Source organism: Deltaproteobacteria bacterium (genome assembly GCA_016933965.1).
In the GTDB taxonomy this organism is placed as follows: Bacteria; Desulfobacterota; Syntrophia; order Syntrophales; family UBA2210; genus JAFGTS01.
Window position 1 is genome coordinate 1 of sequence record JAFGTS010000018.1, and the last position, 16,158, is coordinate 16,158.

At 57.5% G+C, this 16,158-nt stretch carries 16 protein-coding genes; all 16 read right to left on the reverse strand.

Annotated features, from left to right (window positions below; translation table 11 throughout):
• Positions 1-809: PAS domain-containing protein (locus JXO48_03980; GenBank protein ID MBN2283029.1), on the reverse strand; the 809-nt coding region annotated here is incomplete at its 3' end.
• Positions 810-1,052: 243 nt separating this feature from the next.
• Positions 1,053-1,823 (reverse strand): AAA family ATPase, encoded by a 771-nt coding sequence (locus JXO48_03985; GenBank protein MBN2283030.1) that lies wholly within the window; start codon positions 1,821-1,823, stop codon positions 1,053-1,055.
• A 29-nt stretch (positions 1,824-1,852) separates the two neighbouring features.
• Positions 1,853-2,626 carry a 2-hydroxyglutaryl-CoA dehydratase gene (locus tag JXO48_03990; protein ID MBN2283031.1) on the reverse strand — a complete coding sequence of 258 codons (774 nt, stop codon included), beginning with the start codon at positions 2,624-2,626 and terminating at the stop codon, positions 1,853-1,855.
• Positions 2,623-3,408, reverse strand: coding sequence for a 2-hydroxyglutaryl-CoA dehydratase (locus tag JXO48_03995; GenBank protein MBN2283032.1), 786 nt, complete (start codon positions 3,406-3,408; stop codon positions 2,623-2,625). The genes JXO48_03990 and JXO48_03995 overlap by 4 nt, the downstream gene beginning before the upstream one ends.
• Positions 3,405-4,808, reverse strand: a complete 1,404-nt coding sequence (locus tag JXO48_04000; GenBank protein MBN2283033.1) for a 2-hydroxyacyl-CoA dehydratase — start codon at positions 4,806-4,808, stop codon at positions 3,405-3,407. Before JXO48_04000 ends, JXO48_03995 begins: the two co-directional genes overlap by 4 nt.
• 8 nt (positions 4,809-4,816) lie before the next feature.
• Positions 4,817-5,047, reverse strand: a complete 231-nt coding sequence (locus tag JXO48_04005; GenBank protein MBN2283034.1) for a hypothetical protein — start codon at positions 5,045-5,047, stop codon at positions 4,817-4,819.
• Between the two features lie 25 nt (positions 5,048-5,072).
• Positions 5,073-6,503: a 2-hydroxyacyl-CoA dehydratase gene (locus JXO48_04010; GenBank protein MBN2283035.1), complete on the reverse strand. Its 1,431-nt coding sequence runs from the start codon at positions 6,501-6,503 to the stop codon at positions 5,073-5,075.
• Between the two features lie 77 nt (positions 6,504-6,580).
• On the reverse strand, positions 6,581-7,717 hold the full coding sequence (locus JXO48_04015; GenBank protein ID MBN2283036.1) for a 2-hydroxyacyl-CoA dehydratase: 1,137 nt from the start codon (positions 7,715-7,717) through the stop codon (positions 6,581-6,583).
• Positions 7,710-8,999, reverse strand: a complete 1,290-nt coding sequence (locus JXO48_04020) for a hypothetical protein (protein ID MBN2283037.1) — start codon at positions 8,997-8,999, stop codon at positions 7,710-7,712. Before JXO48_04020 ends, JXO48_04015 begins: the two co-directional genes overlap by 8 nt.
• A gap of 56 nt (positions 9,000-9,055) precedes the next feature.
• Positions 9,056-9,763, reverse strand: a complete 708-nt coding sequence (locus JXO48_04025) for a hypothetical protein (protein MBN2283038.1) — start codon at positions 9,761-9,763, stop codon at positions 9,056-9,058.
• Positions 9,760-10,197 (reverse strand): hypothetical protein, encoded by a 438-nt coding sequence (locus tag JXO48_04030; GenBank protein MBN2283039.1) that lies wholly within the window; start codon positions 10,195-10,197, stop codon positions 9,760-9,762. Before JXO48_04030 ends, JXO48_04025 begins: the two co-directional genes overlap by 4 nt.
• An 11-nt stretch (positions 10,198-10,208) precedes the next feature.
• Positions 10,209-11,483 carry an acyl-CoA/acyl-ACP dehydrogenase gene (locus tag JXO48_04035; GenBank protein ID MBN2283040.1) on the reverse strand — a complete coding sequence of 425 codons (1,275 nt, stop codon included), beginning with the start codon at positions 11,481-11,483 and terminating at the stop codon, positions 10,209-10,211.
• Positions 11,484-11,485: 2 nt separating this feature from the next.
• A complete protein-coding gene (locus tag JXO48_04040) occupies positions 11,486-12,721 on the reverse strand; it encodes an acyl-CoA/acyl-ACP dehydrogenase (GenBank protein ID MBN2283041.1) in 1,236 nt (411 codons plus the stop codon).
• Positions 12,722-12,801: 80 nt separating this feature from the next.
• Positions 12,802-13,440: a TetR/AcrR family transcriptional regulator gene (locus tag JXO48_04045; protein ID MBN2283042.1), complete on the reverse strand. Its 639-nt coding sequence runs from the start codon at positions 13,438-13,440 to the stop codon at positions 12,802-12,804.
• A 301-nt stretch (positions 13,441-13,741) separates the two neighbouring features.
• Positions 13,742-14,902 (reverse strand): cell division protein FtsZ, encoded by a 1,161-nt coding sequence (ftsZ, locus tag JXO48_04050; GenBank protein ID MBN2283043.1) that lies wholly within the window; start codon positions 14,900-14,902, stop codon positions 13,742-13,744.
• A 14-nt stretch (positions 14,903-14,916) separates the two neighbouring features.
• Positions 14,917-16,146, reverse strand: coding sequence for a cell division protein FtsA (gene ftsA / locus JXO48_04055; GenBank protein ID MBN2283044.1), 1,230 nt, complete (start codon positions 16,144-16,146; stop codon positions 14,917-14,919).
• Positions 16,147-16,158: the final 12 nt, after the last annotated feature.

A 16,158-nucleotide genomic window follows, 5' to 3' on the forward strand; every position in this document is an offset into this window, starting at 1 on the left:
ATACCGTTCAGGGAGGACGCGATGGCGTCGTTCCTGATCCGGAGCTCCTCCTCCATCCGCTTGCGCTCCGTAATGTCCACAAAGGAACACATCATGCAGACCGGCTCGCCCCTCTCGTTCCTCACCAGGCTCGCCGACAGATAGGCCACGAATGCTTCTCCCTGTTTTTTTATACCGGAAACCTCGCCTTCCCAGCCCCCTTCATTAAGAACGGTTTGAATGATCTCAAGCGCTTCATCTTCCGACTGGGCGAATTTCACGGCGGACTGACCGATCAGCTCGGCCGGATCGTCGCCACCCCACAATCTCACCGCCGCTTCATTAACGGAAGTGATCGTCCCGTCCAGGCCGCCGATGGCGATACCGTTGATCGAGGAAGCGATGGCGTTATCCTTGATGCGAAGCTCTTCTTCCATCATTTTCCGCTCGGTTATATCAATGAAGGAGCACATCATGCACAGCGGCCGGCCCTCTTCATCGGTCACGAGGTTCGCCGAAAGGTGAACATTGATGATCGACCCGTCTTTCCTTCTCCCGGCAATCTCCCCCATCCACTGCCCCTCGTTATGAAGCGTGTTGAAGGCACGGGCCGCTTCTTCCTGTGATTCCGCGAAAATGAACGCCGACCGGCCGATTATCTCTTCTTCTTCATAACCAAACAGGCTGAGGGCCGCCTCGTTCACGTATGTAACGGTACCTTCAAGCGTCCCGATCGCCAATCCGTTGATCGACGAGGCAAGGACGCTTTCCCTGATCCGGCCGTCCAATTCGTTCCCGCCTTTTCTGCCGTTCCGTACCGAACGTTTCATCTCCGCTCTCCTTGTTCCTGAAGTTGCTAAATCACGTGTTCTTTCGACACGCGATGATCCTCCCGGTCCCTTGTTTATACCGGATGATGCCGCTATTATGAATCATTATGTTTGATTTTTAGGCTTACCTCCGAAAAAGTTGCCGTGAACCCTTGACCCCTCGAACCCTTAACACCTTAACCACTTTTCTGCACCGAAATGGGAGAAGAACCACTTTTTTTATCAATGGCGGATGTGAACGTTTCAGTAACCGATTGACAGTCTGTGCAGGATGTTCCTGACGACCGTCATGGAGGGGGCCGTGCGGGGGATTTCTGTAAGGGGTGTTCCCGATATGTCCAGATTCCTGATATGCTCGTCCTCGGGAATCCATCCAAGCAACTCGACGGGGCTGTCGCGCAAGACTTCGGACACTTCCCTGTCGCTGCGTCCCCTGTTCAGAACCAGACCGACTCCCCGGGGACTCAGGGCACGGTTATCATGAATGAGGTGCCATATGGTCCTGGAAACGGCGATGCCCTTCGCCGAAAGGTCCGAAACGATCAGGAGATAGTCGACCCGTTCCATCACTCTCCTGTTTATCTGCTCCACCCCTGCTTCTCCATCTATGACGACGATATCGAAGTTCTCCGCCAGGTCGGCGATGATATCCCTGAGCAACGCGTTCACTCTGCAGTAGCACCCGGCATCCTCCGGTCTCCCGATCGCGAGAAGCGCCGTATTGCTTCCTTCCGCCAATGCGTGAAATACCTCATAATCAAGTAATTCCGAGACGACCGACCTGTCGTCGCCGGCCCTTTCGCGGAGCCTGCCGACAATTTCCCGGCGTATATCATCAATGGTTTTCAGCACGGTCACCCCGAGAGACAGGGCCAGTCCCGATGCAGGGTCGGCGTCGATGGCAAGGATCCTTTTCCGCAATTCCCGCGACATTTCGGCCACCAGCAGCGCCGCCAGCGACGTCTTCCCGACACCGCCCTTGCCGCAAACCGCTATTGTCTTGATCTCGTTCATGGCACATTTCCTCGCCCGGAGCGGTCGCACTATCCGGTCCGGGCGGCCAGGACGGCCGCGCCCAGGGCCCCCACGATCTGAGGATCGCAGGGCACCCGTTGCACCTGCAATCCGATCGCCTCCTGAAGGGCGGAGAACATACCCTCATTCTTCGCCACACCGCCGGTCATCGTGATGTCTTCCTCCGGATCGATCCCCCGTGCGAGGGATGCAATGCGATGCGCCATGGCACGGTGAAGACCGCTGACGATATCGGGGATGTCGCGCCCCGCGTTGACCAGTGAGATGATCTCTGTCTCAGCGAATACGACGCATTGATTTGAGATACCAACGGGGTTCGACGATCGATACGCCGGTGTGCCCATCTCTTCAAAGTCGATGTCGAGTGCGTTCGCCATGATCTCAAGGAACCGTCCCGTTCCGGAGGCGCATTTATCGTTATAGACATAGCGCAGGATGTTCCCCTTGTCATCCATACGCATGGCCTTGGCGTCCTGACCTCCCACGTCGATAACCATGCGCACCGAAGGAAGCAGCCATATGGCACCCGTCCCGTGGCAGAGGATTTCCGACTCCACGTCATCGGCAAAGGGGATCCTGTTCCTGCCGTATCCCGTGCCGAAGCAGCGTTCCACCCGATGTCGCTCCAAACCCGCTTTTTCAAGGACCTTCCTCATGACGTCGACGGCCGAATCCTCCGGTTGCGGTTTCGAGCGTATCACCGCTGACGCGGCGATGGTATCGGAGTCAAGTATGACGGCCTTGGCGGTGAGAGAACCGATATCACATCCCGCGGTGATCATTGTGCACTCCTTGCGCTTTTCTGTGCCTCAACGGCGGCTCCCAGGGCACCGATGAGCTGGGGATCGATCCGGTGACGCTTCATTCGTATTCCAAGCAGTCCCTCAAGGGCGGCCACAACAGCGGTATTTTTCGCCACGCCGCCCGACATGCATACCTCCCGCTCGACACCGACACTATTGGCAAGTATGGCCACCCGGTTCGCCATTGCCTGGTTCACGGCGGCGGCGACATCCTCGATCGATGCCCCGGCATTCAGGTGATGAATGACCTCCGCCTGTGCCCACACCGTACAGGTTGATGCCAGCGACAGCGGCCGCCGTGACCGCGCCGACAGCGGTCCCAACTGATCGATCGGCAGTCCCAGGACATCGGCCATCACTTCCAGGAACCTTCCCGTTCCCGCGGCACACTTGTCGTTCGTGATGAACTTGACGATCCTGCCGTCACTGTCCATTTTCATTGCCTTGCAGTCCTGGCCGCCGATATCGATCACCGTTCTCACCGACGGGAGCACCCAGCGCGCCCCCGTTCCATGGCAGCTTATTTCCGAAACGGCCCTCTGTACGAAAGGTATTCGGTCCCTTCCGTACCCCGTACCCACACAGTAACTGATGGAATCCTTCGACAGACCGGCAGTGCCGAGCGCCTCTTCCATGACGGCCAGTGCCGAGTCCTCAGGTCGCGCCCGTGATCTGATCATCGCCGCCCCGAGTATTTTTCGCTCATTCAGAATAACCGCCTTTGCCGTGAGTGACCCCACGTCACATCCCGCCACGATCATACGCCGATCCTCCGCAGGTGAATGAATTCTTCGATCCTGTCCGTTATGGCCTCCCAGGACTGTATCCGGTCGTCAAAGGCATCCGCGTACAGAACGAGCGCGGGAATACCCAGGCGCTCAAGATCGCGGGCCAGCAGCTTCACCATCCCCCAGGTGTTCCTGCACCCCATGGTACCGATATAGGCCACGAAGTCGGCTTTGAAAAGGCGCGCTGCACAAATGGTATCATCAAGCCACATGTGAGGGGCATCGTAGGGCCCCCTGATCTGTTTCACCATGGGCATCCGCGACATCTGGCCGGCCAGGGAACCTATCATGTCATCAAGTGTCCCTGTTTCGATCCGGTATCCCTCTTCCTCGCGGCCGCGGGCGTAGCAGGCATCCTCCTGCCAAAAGGTAAAGAGCATGGACCCGAGATGGGTTATGTCGTGGTCATTCAGCCAGCTCCAGAAGCGCATGTCCGTCGTGTAATGATCGATATAACAGAAGAGCCCCCGTGCCCGTTCTCTTCCCGTGGTGGTGCCCGCGATCCCCCGTTTCGCGTTCTCACGTGCCCTTTTCACCATGGACCGCAGGAGTTCGGTGTACTCAGGGGTTCCTCCCATCATGAATTTTCCCCCGTAGAGCATCAGATCATAGATGCCGGGGGCGGGGGCGGGAACAAGTCTCTGGAGTTCCATGAGCTCGCAGGAGATCTCATCCTGTATACGGGTCTCCTGCAGGATATCGGACAGGACTGTTTCCTGAAGCGTCCGGCCCGTCTGTTCTTCGAGAAAGGATATGAGATGCCGGAAATCGCGGTGGTGATATGCGTTCGCCCGCTCATCAGCAAGTGTCGGCGGATAGTTCAACTGAAAGAACGGTACATCAAGGTACGCCCCGGCAAAGGCGAAGGAATTGGCATTGGTGTCACAGATACCCGGTGAATCGCAGACAATGAAATCGGGCCGCACGGCAAGGCCGGCAAGGACGGCCCCCAGGGCCCCCCTCTGAGCGGAACAGGATGTTTCCGTAAATCCGACCTCGCAGCAGTAATCAAGGTACTCGGCCGTTCCCCGCCTGAGGACGAACGTTCCCAGAACGGTGAGCGCTTCCAGGCACATCGGGACCACGTCAAAGGCATAGAGGATCGGTGTGGCGACGCAGAAAGATGTGAGGGCTATTCTTTTTCCCCGTTCTTTCGCTTCGATACACTGCCGCAGGTACCGGGCAAGAAGTTTCAGGAGAAGAACGCCCTCCCGCCCGCACCGCACCAGCGCATCGAGAACCTCTCTGAAATGGGGGACCAGGGAAATAAGAGCTCTGTATTCCTTTGCGGTTCCATCATCGCTTCCGGCAGCGTTCTCAAGGATGCTCCAGAGCATCCAGTCATAATTGTATTCCGTCGTTTCCTGTTTCACGCTTCTCCCTACAGGGTCATGCTGATCGCTGCGCCGTCCGTGATCCTCCGCACGTAGAGCCGGCATCGTTCCTTCAGAATCTGCAGGTCCGTTGTTCGTTCGATTTTTTTCAGGGAACCGAGGGCCTGTTCGTGGAACAGGGTCAACGCATCAATGGCCCGCTGCCGTTCCACGAGAACGCGGGAGGCGTCCAGTGCCATCCCCGTCAGGACTTCCAACGCTATAGTTTCCTTTTCCATACCGTTCTTTCCCTTCAACCGCATGTTATCCGCTGCTTACCAGACCGGGTTCACCGGACGTCAAGCCGCGGAGATGGAGAAACTCACCGATCCGATCCGTCACCGCTTCCCATGACTGGATCCGGTCGTCGAAGGCATCGGCATAGAGGATGAGGGTCGGTATTCCACGGCGCTCCAGATCACGGGCCAGGAGCTTCACCATCCCCCAGGTATTCCTGCATCCCATGGTCCCGATGTAGGCAACGAAATCGGCCTTCAGAAGGCGGGTGAACAGCATCGTGTCATCCAGCCACATGTGCGGCGCATCGTACGGTCCGCGTATGGATTTGACCATGGGCATCCGCGACATCTGGGCCGCCAGGGAATCGATCATGGCATCGACCGAATCGGTGCGGACGGCGTAGGCGGCCTCGGTCCGTCCAGCGGCATAGATGGCATCCTCCTGCCAGAAGGAACTGAGAATACATCCCAGGTGGGCTATTTCACGCGATTCCAGCCAGCGCCAGAAGCGCAGGTCCGTCGTGTAGTGGTCTATGTATGAGAAAAATCCCCGTACCCGCTCCCCGCCGGACCGTGAACCCGCAACGCCACGGGCAGCGTTCTCCCGCACCCGTTCGAGCATCAGTTCCAGAAGCTCGGTGAAATCACTGGTGCCGCTCATCAGAAAGGTCCCCGAATACAGAAAGAGATTAAATATGTTGGGAACGGGGCTCGGCGTGAGCCGCTGAAATTCCGTCAGTTCACAGATGAGCTCGTCCTGTTTCCGAACTTCCTCAAGAACCTCACGAAGCCGGTCGATATCGAGCGTCTTTTTCGTCTGTTCCTCGAGGAACGAGACAAGGCACCTGAAATCGGCCTGATGGTAGCGTCGCGCACGCTCATCGGCCAATGTCGGCGGGTGATTCAACTGGAAGAAAGGGATGTCGAGATAGGCCGACGCGAAGGCATAGGAATTCGCATTGGTATCGCAAATGCCGGGAGAATCGCAGACGATGAAATCAGGCCGGACCCCCAGTCCCGCCAGATACGCACCCAGCGCCCCGCGCTGGGAGGAGCACGATGTCTCCGTAAAACCCACCTCGGAGCAATAATCGAGGAATTCACCGGTTCCCCGCTTGAAGATGAACGTCCCCAGGACGGTCATCGCCTCCACGACGATGGGAACCACGTCAAAGGCATACAGAACCGGGGTGGAGAAACAGAAGGTGGTGAAGGCGACCTTTCTGCCTTCATCATGAGCCGTCAGGCACCGCTTCAGGTAACGGGCCATCAGTTTCATCAGACAGATACCCGCCTCACCCTGGCGTATTATCTCATCGAGGGCCTCCCTGAAGTGGGGGATCAGGGTGAGCAGCGATTCATATTCCTTCACGCTGCCGTCGTGGGTCACCGACGCATTCTCGATGATAGTCCATAATATCCAGTCGTACTGATATTCCTTTGTTTCCTGTTTCATCGATCCTTCCCGGTGTCAGTACATCCCGTCGAGATCCACGACTGCTGTACGACACCCGTTTTCTACAATGACGGACGCTAACCCAGCCGCTCCATGAAAGCATCGATCCGCATCTTGAGCCGGCCCGTTTCGACAAGAGGGCCGTACTCACGTTCTATCCTCATGCAGGGAACCCCCTCCGCCTCGAGGTCACGCTCGAATATCCCGTTCTCAGAACCGTGAAGGTCGCAGAACCGGATATTCTGAAGGATGACCCCGTCGACCCGGGCCTCGCGAATCCGCCTTCGCAAAACCTGCAATCTGTCCTTATAATAGCCGAACATGCGGGGGCAATAGGAATGCTGCAGGTAGCGACGGGTCAGCGCTTTCAGCGGTTCATCACTCTCATCCACCAGGTCGGCGTAGGACCGGAAACCGAAACAGAGCGTATCCGCAACGATGAGACCTCCCGAATCTTCGATGACATCCATGAAACCGACATCATCGTTGACACTCCCAACCAGCATGAGCCGCTTCCTCCCCTCCGAAATATCCCGAGCTTCTCTTTCCAGGGAGTCCAGAGTTCCTTCAAGCAGCTCGCGGTATGAACCCCGGGGCATGGCGGAACCCGCCACCAGCACAGCCAGTGCATCGCTTCCCGAGAGAAGGACTGTATCGCCCGTTCTCAGCCGGTCCATCCTGCAGAGCAGACGGCGAATTCCGTTATAAAGCCCTATCGCTTCGGCAACGGCGTCATCGGTGATCGTCAGATCAAAATATTGTTCGAGGCTCTCCTTGAAGATCACCGTTTCCTCTTCAAACCAGGAGATGCTGTAATCGGTCACCTTGTGCGGCACGCCGAAGTAATGAAAATAGCCCGGCAGACTTCCCTGATAATCTTCACCCGCCTTTCTCCAGCATTCATCAAGCCTCCTCATCGAATCACATCCCGGGACAATAACGGCGCCGTCCAGGAATTCATACCGCCCCTCTCCCGCCAGTTGCAGTATACATTTCGGAAAACTGCATATCACGGGACCGAAGTACGTGTCGCCCACGGAAAGGGACGTTGTGCCGACACCACGGAACCGGAAGGGCAGCATGCCCGCCGCGTGAATGATCTCTTCCGGAAGGTAGGTACAGGGAAAGCCGATCACCTTTCCACCCGATCCCTTCCATTTCTCGACAAAGGGATTGTTGAGGGTCCGGGCCATGGTCCTGAAAGTATCAATCATGAGGCATTCCCCTTTCCGCCATCAGCCGCGCCAGCCGGTCAAAAGCCTCATGATACTCTCGGTTTTCGTGTCCGCCGGCCTTTTCCAGTATGTCACAGAGCAGGTGGAGCAGTGGGGGGGCCAGCGGTGCCGCCAGGGGCTCCAGCAGTTCACGAAAGATCCACCCCAATGCCTTTCCCGCATCCTCGTGGTCGAGGGAAGCGACAAGTCCGTCGGCGAATGACCGCGGAAGGTCGGGACAGACATCATGAACCCGGTTGATAAGCCGGATCCAGGTGTTCAGGTATTCGGCGATCTCGCCCGTGTCAATATCCGAAACGACCCGAGTCAGTGCTTCCGCCAGTTCTTCATCCTCGAACTCTTCGAGCATGCCGACCCGTTGTGTCATGCCCTGTAAGGCCGGATTGACCTCCGACGGCAGGTTCGCGATGAGAGCGGTTACCAGTTCAGGCTTTGACAGCAAGGCCTCACAACGGGCCCTGATGAGGGAAGCCCTTTCCTGAGCGATGGCCGCCCGCGCCTTGCAGTATAATTCCGTATCGATATCTTCCACGGCATCTTTCAGGATATCCGTGCAGTATAATTCAAGGAGCGGTCTTCCCCCCTTTCCCAGAAGGAGGCTTCCCGTGTGAAAGCGCCTGATGAGCTCACACACGGCGTTCAGGCATTCAGCCGCCTGCCGCCCGTCAACTTTCCTGAGCAGGGAAAGACCCAGATCGGCCAGAAGGTCCGGACCCACCTTGTTCTCAACGGGCCTGAGCAGTTCGCGACCTGCCTGCATGGAAATGTTCGCCGTTTCGGGAAAAAGGGAAAGAATGCTTGCCACCTTTGCCGGATACTTCCAGAGGACGTCGTTGAGGGCGGCGACGGTCTCGGTCGCCTCACTGCGGGACCGTTCCACGGCCTCGCGGATCTCACCGAAGTCGGCATGTTCTATGAGCTCTCGTATGCATTCCCGCCGTACCCTCACCCGTTCCGTTCGTTCTTCATCCGTTTCAGTGTTGTAGCGGCCGGCGCAGGTGGAAAGGAACGCACCTACTTCGGCAGGAAGGGTTTCCCCTCCTGTCGGTGATGAACGTTTTTTCCGCTGATACCGTTCCAGGCGGCGGTCGACAAAAGAAGCGAGGGCGCGTCCCGACCGGCCGCCCTTCCTCGACCACTGTCCGATGAAACCCCTGACGACGGACACAACCGTCATCCTGAACCCCGATGTGTTCAGAACACCCAGGATGACCCGGGCCGCCTCGTCGTGCAGATCTTCGTGCTTCTCTTCCCTTTCCATGCACCTCTCCTGCTTCGCCATGTGCGGGAATTCCGGATGCCACGGTGGAACCGCGACTATGAACGCCTTCGGAAACGGGTCATGATCCGTCCCCGGATGATACCAAAGACCATGGACAGAACGGCCGGCTTTTGATCAAGAAAGGCATTCACCAGTACCTGCAGGGCCGAACGCATTTCCTCTTGATCGATACTTTCGAATACGCCTGCGACACATTTTCCAACCAGCCCGGGGTCCCTCTCGTGCAGGGCATTAATGTAGCGTGCCGCGACGGTGATGCCCCCGCCGATCAGCCGGGGTCCCATATCCACGGCAACGTCACCCCCTATTTTTTTCAGTTCCGGCAGGGCCTTCAGAAATACAGCATAATGCTCTGCCAGGGCCCCGCGTATCTCCGGTGAAGCCTCCCAGAGGTCCCGCAGTATCGCCCCGTAGGTGGAGACGCATTCCCGAAGCACATCAGTATCGATCTCCTCACCGATGCTCCGGAGAAACTCTTTCAACAGCGCGGGAGGAAATTTCTCGTGTATCTGTTTTCCCAGTTCCGCCGCCGCGCCGGCGCCGCAATTGACGAGTTTCGGCAGCGCCGCGAGCACGTTGAGCATCACTTCGGTGTCCTGCCACAGAAAGGTTCGTACTATCTCCCGTCCCCCCTCGGAGTTCATGGTGTTCAGTTGATTCCTGACGATATCCTTCAGGAAGGGAGTGTCGATCAGTTCCTGCAGGACGCCGCCGCTTTTCCTCTCCTCCACGGTGGTGTTCATGACTGTCGTTCCTCCTCTCCCGATGCGCTGCCGGAACCCTGTTCCCGGAGCACTTCCATGACGACGGGCAGCAACTCTTCGATGAGGACCCGCGTGTTGCCCTCGGCCCGCGACAGTGATTCCCGGTCGATGTCCTCCGCCAGTGATCTCATGAAACTCCGCAGCAGTTCCGGCGGAAACTTTTCCCGAACCTGTATGAGCATCTCATCATATCCCTTGATAAAAGCGTTCAGGATGGACGGCAACGCTCCGAGCACCCCGAGAAACACCTCGGCGTCCCGCCAGAGCATTGTCCGCACCAGGCCGCGTGCCGATTCCGGATCGATGTTTGCGAGCAGTATCCTGAGGTTCTCCTTGACGTTCGGTTTTTCGAGCAACCGGCCGATAACCCGGTCCATGGCATCTATAACCCCTCTGTTCCCGCTTTCCGTCATGACAATTCTCCTTACAGGGTGGCACAGTTGAAGAAGTACCGCGCCGCTTCCATCTGGCAGAGCTGTTTCCCGCCCATCCAGAGTTGTATGATCTTGATGTCCCGCCAGTGCTTTTCTATGTCCCAGTCCCTGTCGGGACCGTACGCACCGAGGACGTCCATGGCAATACCGAAATTCTCGACCGCCCTGTCGGAAACGAAATCCTTGATGTTCCTGATCCGACCGACGGTCCGCTCCGATATGATGGGATCACCGTACGGCTTGTTCCGCCTGTCTCCCATCATGGCTGCCTCATATCCCAGGATCCGGCAGATATCGATATCGCCGGCAATGCGACCGATGACGGCGGCCACGGCTTCATGCTCCTTCAGGGGTTGATTGTTATAGGTACGCTCCGAAACGAACCCGGAGAGACGTTCATAGAGGTTCATCATGGCACCCGTCAGAAAGGCGACACTCGCGACCTGTCCCAGGGAGATAAGCTGATAAAACGCCTCGGCGTCCGTTCCCGGCCCGTGCGCCCGGTACCAGGCAGGGACCCTCACATCTTCAAACCAGATATCGCCGTTCTTGTCCGCCGCCATGCCCGCCTTTTCATAAGGCCCCCCCTGGGTGACCCCCGGGGTGTCGGCGGGAACGAAAATGAAGGCAAAATCCCGTGGATCATCGGAACCGGGCCGGGTGGTACAGGGAACGCCGAAAAGAATCGAGACACCTCCCGTATTGGTAGGCCACAGCTTATGGCCGTTGATGACCCATTCATCTCCGTCACGTCGTGCCGTTGTCCTGATGGTTTTTCCCCGTATCAGCCCCAGGTTCTCTATGTCAGCCCCACCCTGGGGTTCGGTCATCGCATTGGCCGCGAAAACGGCCTTATCCGTATTGCAGAACAGTGGAGCGAACTCTGCGGCAAGACGGCTGTTCTCATAAGGATCAATCAGGATCGTAAAGAAAGGCCAGAAGGTGACGCCGAAGGCCACAGCTATTCCCGTGTCGGCACGTCCGATCTCCTCACTGATGGCGTAGGCGGCCCTGAAGAGATAATCCGACCTTCCCAGTCCCCAGCCGCCGAATTCCGGAGGAAACATGGCCTTTTGAAAGCCAAGCCTTCCCATGAGCGAATCAAAGACCGGCTCGATCAGCGCATGCTCTTTCCAGTCTTCATCATACTCGCGCCGGTGGGGCATTACCTCCTTTTCAACCCAGTTCCTCAGCACCCGTCTGAGGTGCCGGTCCATGGGCGATATGTACTCTTCCGGTTTTGAAAACTCTTCGAAGTGCTTCATGGTCACACCCCCCGGCTTCCGTAAAAGAACCTGGCCGCCTGCATCTTTACGGGAACGTCTGCGCCGACGCCGGCAACGATCGACTGTATGGTCTTGATATCGCGCCAGTGTTTTTCCGCGTGCCATTCCCTCGCGTACCCCGCCGACCCCATGAGTTCCATGCCGCGGTTCATCGCCCTCAGGGCGGCTGACTGTACCCGGGATCCGATTATCTGACCATAGGTGAACAATTTTTCGAGACGGTCCCCCTCCCACTGCTCCGGCGCAGCCATGATGCCCGTCAGCTCCGAGAGGAGTATCCGGCCAAGGAGTATCTCCATCGCCACATCGGCAAGAACAGAGGCGCAGAGCTGATCATTCTTCATGGGGGTCCCCCCTTTGATGACCCTGTTTTCTGACCAGTCGTTCAGGATCTCAAAAAAATCCATGGCAGCGCCCAGGCTGACCGCTCCAAGGTACGCATTCAGAAACGTGTACGTTTCCTCAAGTATTCCTTCCCGATCCAGGATGAATCCCTCAGGTACCGATATTCGTTCCAGAGTTATCTCGGCGTTCCGGCAGGCGCTCAGGCCGGTAGTCCTCACCTCCGGTCCCCGTTGGACCCCCTCACCATCGATGATGACCGCCCAGACCGCCCGTCCCTCTTTATCGGCGGCCGCGATACCGAAGGAATCCGCTATCGCACCGCAGGCACAGGGTCTCAGGTTCCGCCCGGTAAGAGAGGTCGCATTCCCGGCAGTTTCAAGAACTGCGGTCATGGCCCGGCCGCCGAACAGCGGCGTTTCCACGTCGGAGAAGCCGGCTGCCGGAAGCACCAGGGCCGTGGTTTGAAGGCCCTCCCCACCGTAACGGGGGGCAAAAGAGGAGAGCGCCCTCTCGCTCTGAGCAGGCACACGGGTCAGAAGTGCAAGGAACACATAGGTCACGGCCAGCATGAATCCCTCTGCAGCATCGGCCTTCCCCGTCTCGAGCAGGACCGATGTCACTCGGGGACAGTCCGTGGTACCGTCCCAGCCGAACCCACCACGGTTCTCGGGAAGCGTCAGCCGCTGGAGGCCGATGTCAAGCTCGAGATTCTTTCGTTTCTCCCGGAACAGTGTTTCGTAATGCTCCCGGTATTCCTGCCGGCGGGATATGACCTCCCTCTCGGCCCACTGCCGCACCACGTTCAGGACGCCTTTCGCGGCATCATCGGCGGCATCCTCTCGAAAAAAAAGCCTGTCAAGGTCCGTCCCCATGCTCCCTCCCTGTTTTCCGCTGAACTCCCCCTTCCGGCATCGGTTGTTTCGCCGCGAAGCCCATCTTCACCGTTTCCGGCTTATTCCGTAAACGCCCGTCCCTTTTCCGTGAGGTAGGTCTCGAACATGGCGAGGATCAGCCGTATCAGGTTTTCGATGATCTCATCCCGCTCCATGCGGTTTTCCACCAGGTAGCCGTGAATGAGTTGGAGGCACATCCCGAGAGCGGCATGACCGAACAGGATCGGGCTGATGCCCTCAATGACCCCCTCATTGATCCAGTCCTGAATATCTTCGGCCACATCCTCCGCAAACCCGGAAAAGTAATTCCATACATTGATGTTCAATTCCTTGTCGACACCGAAGCTTCCCCGGAGAAGCATCAGGAGCTGCTGGGGGTTGGCGTCCACGTAATCGAAGATCGCCGTCAGCGTTTCCCTGATGATGGTGATCCGCTCCTCCCTGTCCCATATATCAACGGGTTTTCTCAGCATCTTGATGTGGATCCTGAGGTTCTTCAATCCTTCGATGGTTATCTGCTCAAAGAGGTCTCGCTTGTCCACGAAGTAGTTATAGAACGTCCCCGCCGACATGCCGACGGCCCTCACAATGTCCATGACCTGGGTGTCGTGATATCCGTGCTGGCTGAACAGCTCGCAGGCCGCACCGACGATCTTTTCTCTTGTCTCCTGTCTTTTTTCCTCAGCGCTCTTTGTCATGACCCATCTCCCCCGCGCAATCCAGAGTAATGAGATTTCATTACATTGTGGAATCTAACGTAGAATGCTTTCTCTGTCAACTGCTGATGATGCGATGACCGATATATAGCAGGATATTATAAGGGCTGTTATTGTGAACGTCACGGTAAAACGGGCACCGCCGCCGGGTCATAGGGCCATAGACGGCGTCGGTTCCATAGGTATCACGGCTTCATCTTCTCTGCAGGGCAGACCGGGGAGGGAGGGTCATCGTTTCGGGCGGATGACGGCACGCTGCTGTTCCACCCGGATGCCTGCAGGTTCAGTCGGCCTGTTTTCTCAGAAAGGCCGGTGTTTCATAATCCGACATTTCGTCATCGTTGATCATTCCCATTTTCACGACGACCTGCTTATCGCTGCCCCGGTCCTTCCTGTTCCGGATGAAGGTGGGTGTCGACAGGTCTTCCCTCCTCGTCATACCGGCGGGTGACGCGATGGGGATATCTTCCTTCCGCTTCTGTTCGTGCATGCCGAAACCGGTTGCGATCACGGTGATGCGCAGTGAATCCCCCATCGATTCATCGATAACGGTCCCGAAAATGATGTTGGCGTCCTCATGCGCTTCCGACTGGACCAGCGATGATGCTTCGTTCACCTCGTAAAGGGTCATGCCGGGACCTCCGGTCACGCTGAGAAGAACGCCCCGCGCGCCCTGAATGGAATTATCCTCGAGCAGCGGAGATGATATGGCCATCTGGGCCGCTTCCACCGCCCGGTTTTCGCCGCTGGCGATACCCGTTCCCATGAGGGCGAGCCCCATACCGGACATGATGTTCTTCACGTCGGCGAAATCGAGATTTATGAGCCCCGGGACCATAATGAGATCGGAGATCCCCTGTACTCCGTGATAGAGGATGTCGTCAGCCTTTTTGAAGGCATCGAGAAGTGACATCTCTCGTCCGCTGACGCTGAGAAGGCGCTGATTGGGAATGACGATGAGCGTATCGACCACCTGTTTCAGGACAAGAAGTCCTTCTTCCGCCTGCTGTTCCCTGCGCTTTCCCTCAAATTGAAAAGGTTTTGTCACCACGGCGACGGTGAGCGCACCCAGTTCCCGCGCTATCTCCGCGACAACCGGCGCGCCGCCCGTTCCCGTTCCTCCTCCAAGGCCGGCGGTGATAAAGACCATGTCGGCCCCGTTGAGGACCCTTCTGATCTCTTCCGTCGATTCCACCGCCGCTTCCCGTCCAATGACGGGATCCGACCCGGCCCCCAGTCCCTTGGTGACCTCAGCGCCGAGCTGGACCTTGATCGGCGCCTTGGACACCTGCAGTGACTGTGCGTCTGTATTGGCAGCAATGAAATCGACACCGGCAAGGCTATAGGAGATCATCATGTTGACGGCATTGCCGCCGCCTCCCCCGATACCGAGAACCTTGATCTTGGCGTTGTTCTCCCTGCCGCCTTCCACTAATTCAAACATGAGCAACCCTCCCTCTAAAAAAAGTCGTCAAACCACCTTTTTGCCCTTTGCATGACATTGTTGAACACCTTTTTCCTGCCGCTGGTGATGACCGCCGCCCCGTGCCGGCTTTCAGTACCGTGGATGACCAGGCCGACAGCCGTCGCATAGAGCGGATTTTCGACAATATCTGTTATTCCTCCCACACCGGTGGGACACCCCTTGCGGACCGGGGTGTTGAATATCTGTTCCGCCAGTTCGGTGGCTCCCTGCAGGTTTGCTGTTCCTCCGGTCATTACCACACCGGCACCGAGAAGATCGTCATATCCCGATTTGACGATCTCCCGCTGCGCCAGTCCAAGGATTTCTTCCAGGCGCGGCTCTATGATCTCGCCGAGCACCTGTCGCGATACTCTTCGCGGTCCCCTGCCCCCGACACTGGGCACTTCGATCATCTCTTCCTGTGGAATCATCGGTATGAAGGCACATCCGTACTGTATCTTTATCTTTTCCGCTTCGACGGCGGGTGTCCTGAGTCCCACGGCAATGTCGTTCGTGATATAGTTTCCGCCCAGGGAAAGAACCGCCGTGTGCTGGATGCTTCCTTCGGCGTAGACGGCGATATCCGTCGTTCCGCCGCCGATATCGATCAACGCCACCCCCAGCTCCATCTCGTCCTGGCTCAAAACCGCCCTGGCCGAGGCGATGGGTTCCAGAATGATGTCATTCACATCAATGCCGACGCGGTTGACTGACTTGATGATGTTCTGGAGAGAGGTAATAGAGGCGATCACCACATGAACCTTCGCCTCCAGGCGCACTCCCGACATGCCGATCGGTTCCCTGATCCCGTCCTGATCATCGACAATGTAGTACTGCGGAAGGACGTGAATGATCTGTTTATCCTGGGGTATCGCGATCGCCGTCGCCGCGTCGGTGGCCCTCCTCACGTCGGCCGGCTCCACCTCTCCTCCCTTGACCGCAACGATACCGAGGCTGTTCAGCCCGCGAATATGGCCGCCGGCTATACCGGTATAGACCGATTTTATTTCATAGCCCGACATGAGTTCTGCTTCTTCCACGGCACGCTTGATCGAATCCACGGTACTGTCGATATTGACCACGACCCCCTTGCGCAAACCCTTGGAAGGATGGGTCCCGATTCCCACGATATCGATACCCGAATCGGTGATCTCTCCCACGATCGCACAGGTCTTCGTCGTTCCCATGTCCAGGCCGACGACTATGTTTTCCCTTCGTGCCATTCCCGGTGAAAC

Excerpts from the sequence above, each read along its gene's own strand:
- JXO48_03985 (MBN2283030.1), bottom strand. The coding sequence starts at position 1,823 with ATGAACGAGATCAAGACAATAGCGGTTTGCGGCAAGGGCGGTGTCGGG.
- JXO48_03995 (MBN2283032.1), bottom strand. The coding sequence starts at position 3,408 with ATGATCGTGGCGGGATGTGACGTGGGGTCACTCACGGCAAAGGCGGTT.
- JXO48_04015 (MBN2283036.1), bottom strand. The coding sequence starts at position 7,717 with ATGATTGATACTTTCAGGACCATGGCCCGGACCCTCAACAATCCCTTT.
- JXO48_04035 (MBN2283040.1), bottom strand. The coding sequence starts at position 11,483 with ATGAAGCACTTCGAAGAGTTTTCAAAACCGGAAGAGTACATATCGCCC.
- JXO48_04025 (MBN2283038.1), bottom strand. The coding sequence starts at position 9,763 with ATGAACACCACCGTGGAGGAGAGGAAAAGCGGCGGCGTCCTGCAGGAA.
- JXO48_04005 (MBN2283034.1), bottom strand. The coding sequence starts at position 5,047 with ATGGAAAAGGAAACTATAGCGTTGGAAGTCCTGACGGGGATGGCACTG.
- JXO48_04010 (MBN2283035.1), bottom strand. The coding sequence starts at position 6,503 with ATGAAACAGGAAACAAAGGAATATCAGTACGACTGGATATTATGGACT.
- ftsA (MBN2283044.1), bottom strand. The coding sequence starts at position 16,146 with ATGGCACGAAGGGAAAACATAGTCGTCGGCCTGGACATGGGAACGACG.
- JXO48_04030 (MBN2283039.1), bottom strand. The coding sequence starts at position 10,197 with ATGACGGAAAGCGGGAACAGAGGGGTTATAGATGCCATGGACCGGGTT.
- JXO48_03990 (MBN2283031.1), bottom strand. The coding sequence starts at position 2,626 with ATGATCACCGCGGGATGTGATATCGGTTCTCTCACCGCCAAGGCCGTC.
- ftsZ (MBN2283043.1), bottom strand. The coding sequence starts at position 14,902 with ATGTTTGAATTAGTGGAAGGCGGCAGGGAGAACAACGCCAAGATCAAG.
- JXO48_04045 (MBN2283042.1), bottom strand. The coding sequence starts at position 13,440 with ATGACAAAGAGCGCTGAGGAAAAAAGACAGGAGACAAGAGAAAAGATC.
- JXO48_04020 (MBN2283037.1), bottom strand. The coding sequence starts at position 8,999 with ATGGAAAGGGAAGAGAAGCACGAAGATCTGCACGACGAGGCGGCCCGG.
- JXO48_04040 (MBN2283041.1), bottom strand. The coding sequence starts at position 12,721 with ATGGGGACGGACCTTGACAGGCTTTTTTTTCGAGAGGATGCCGCCGAT.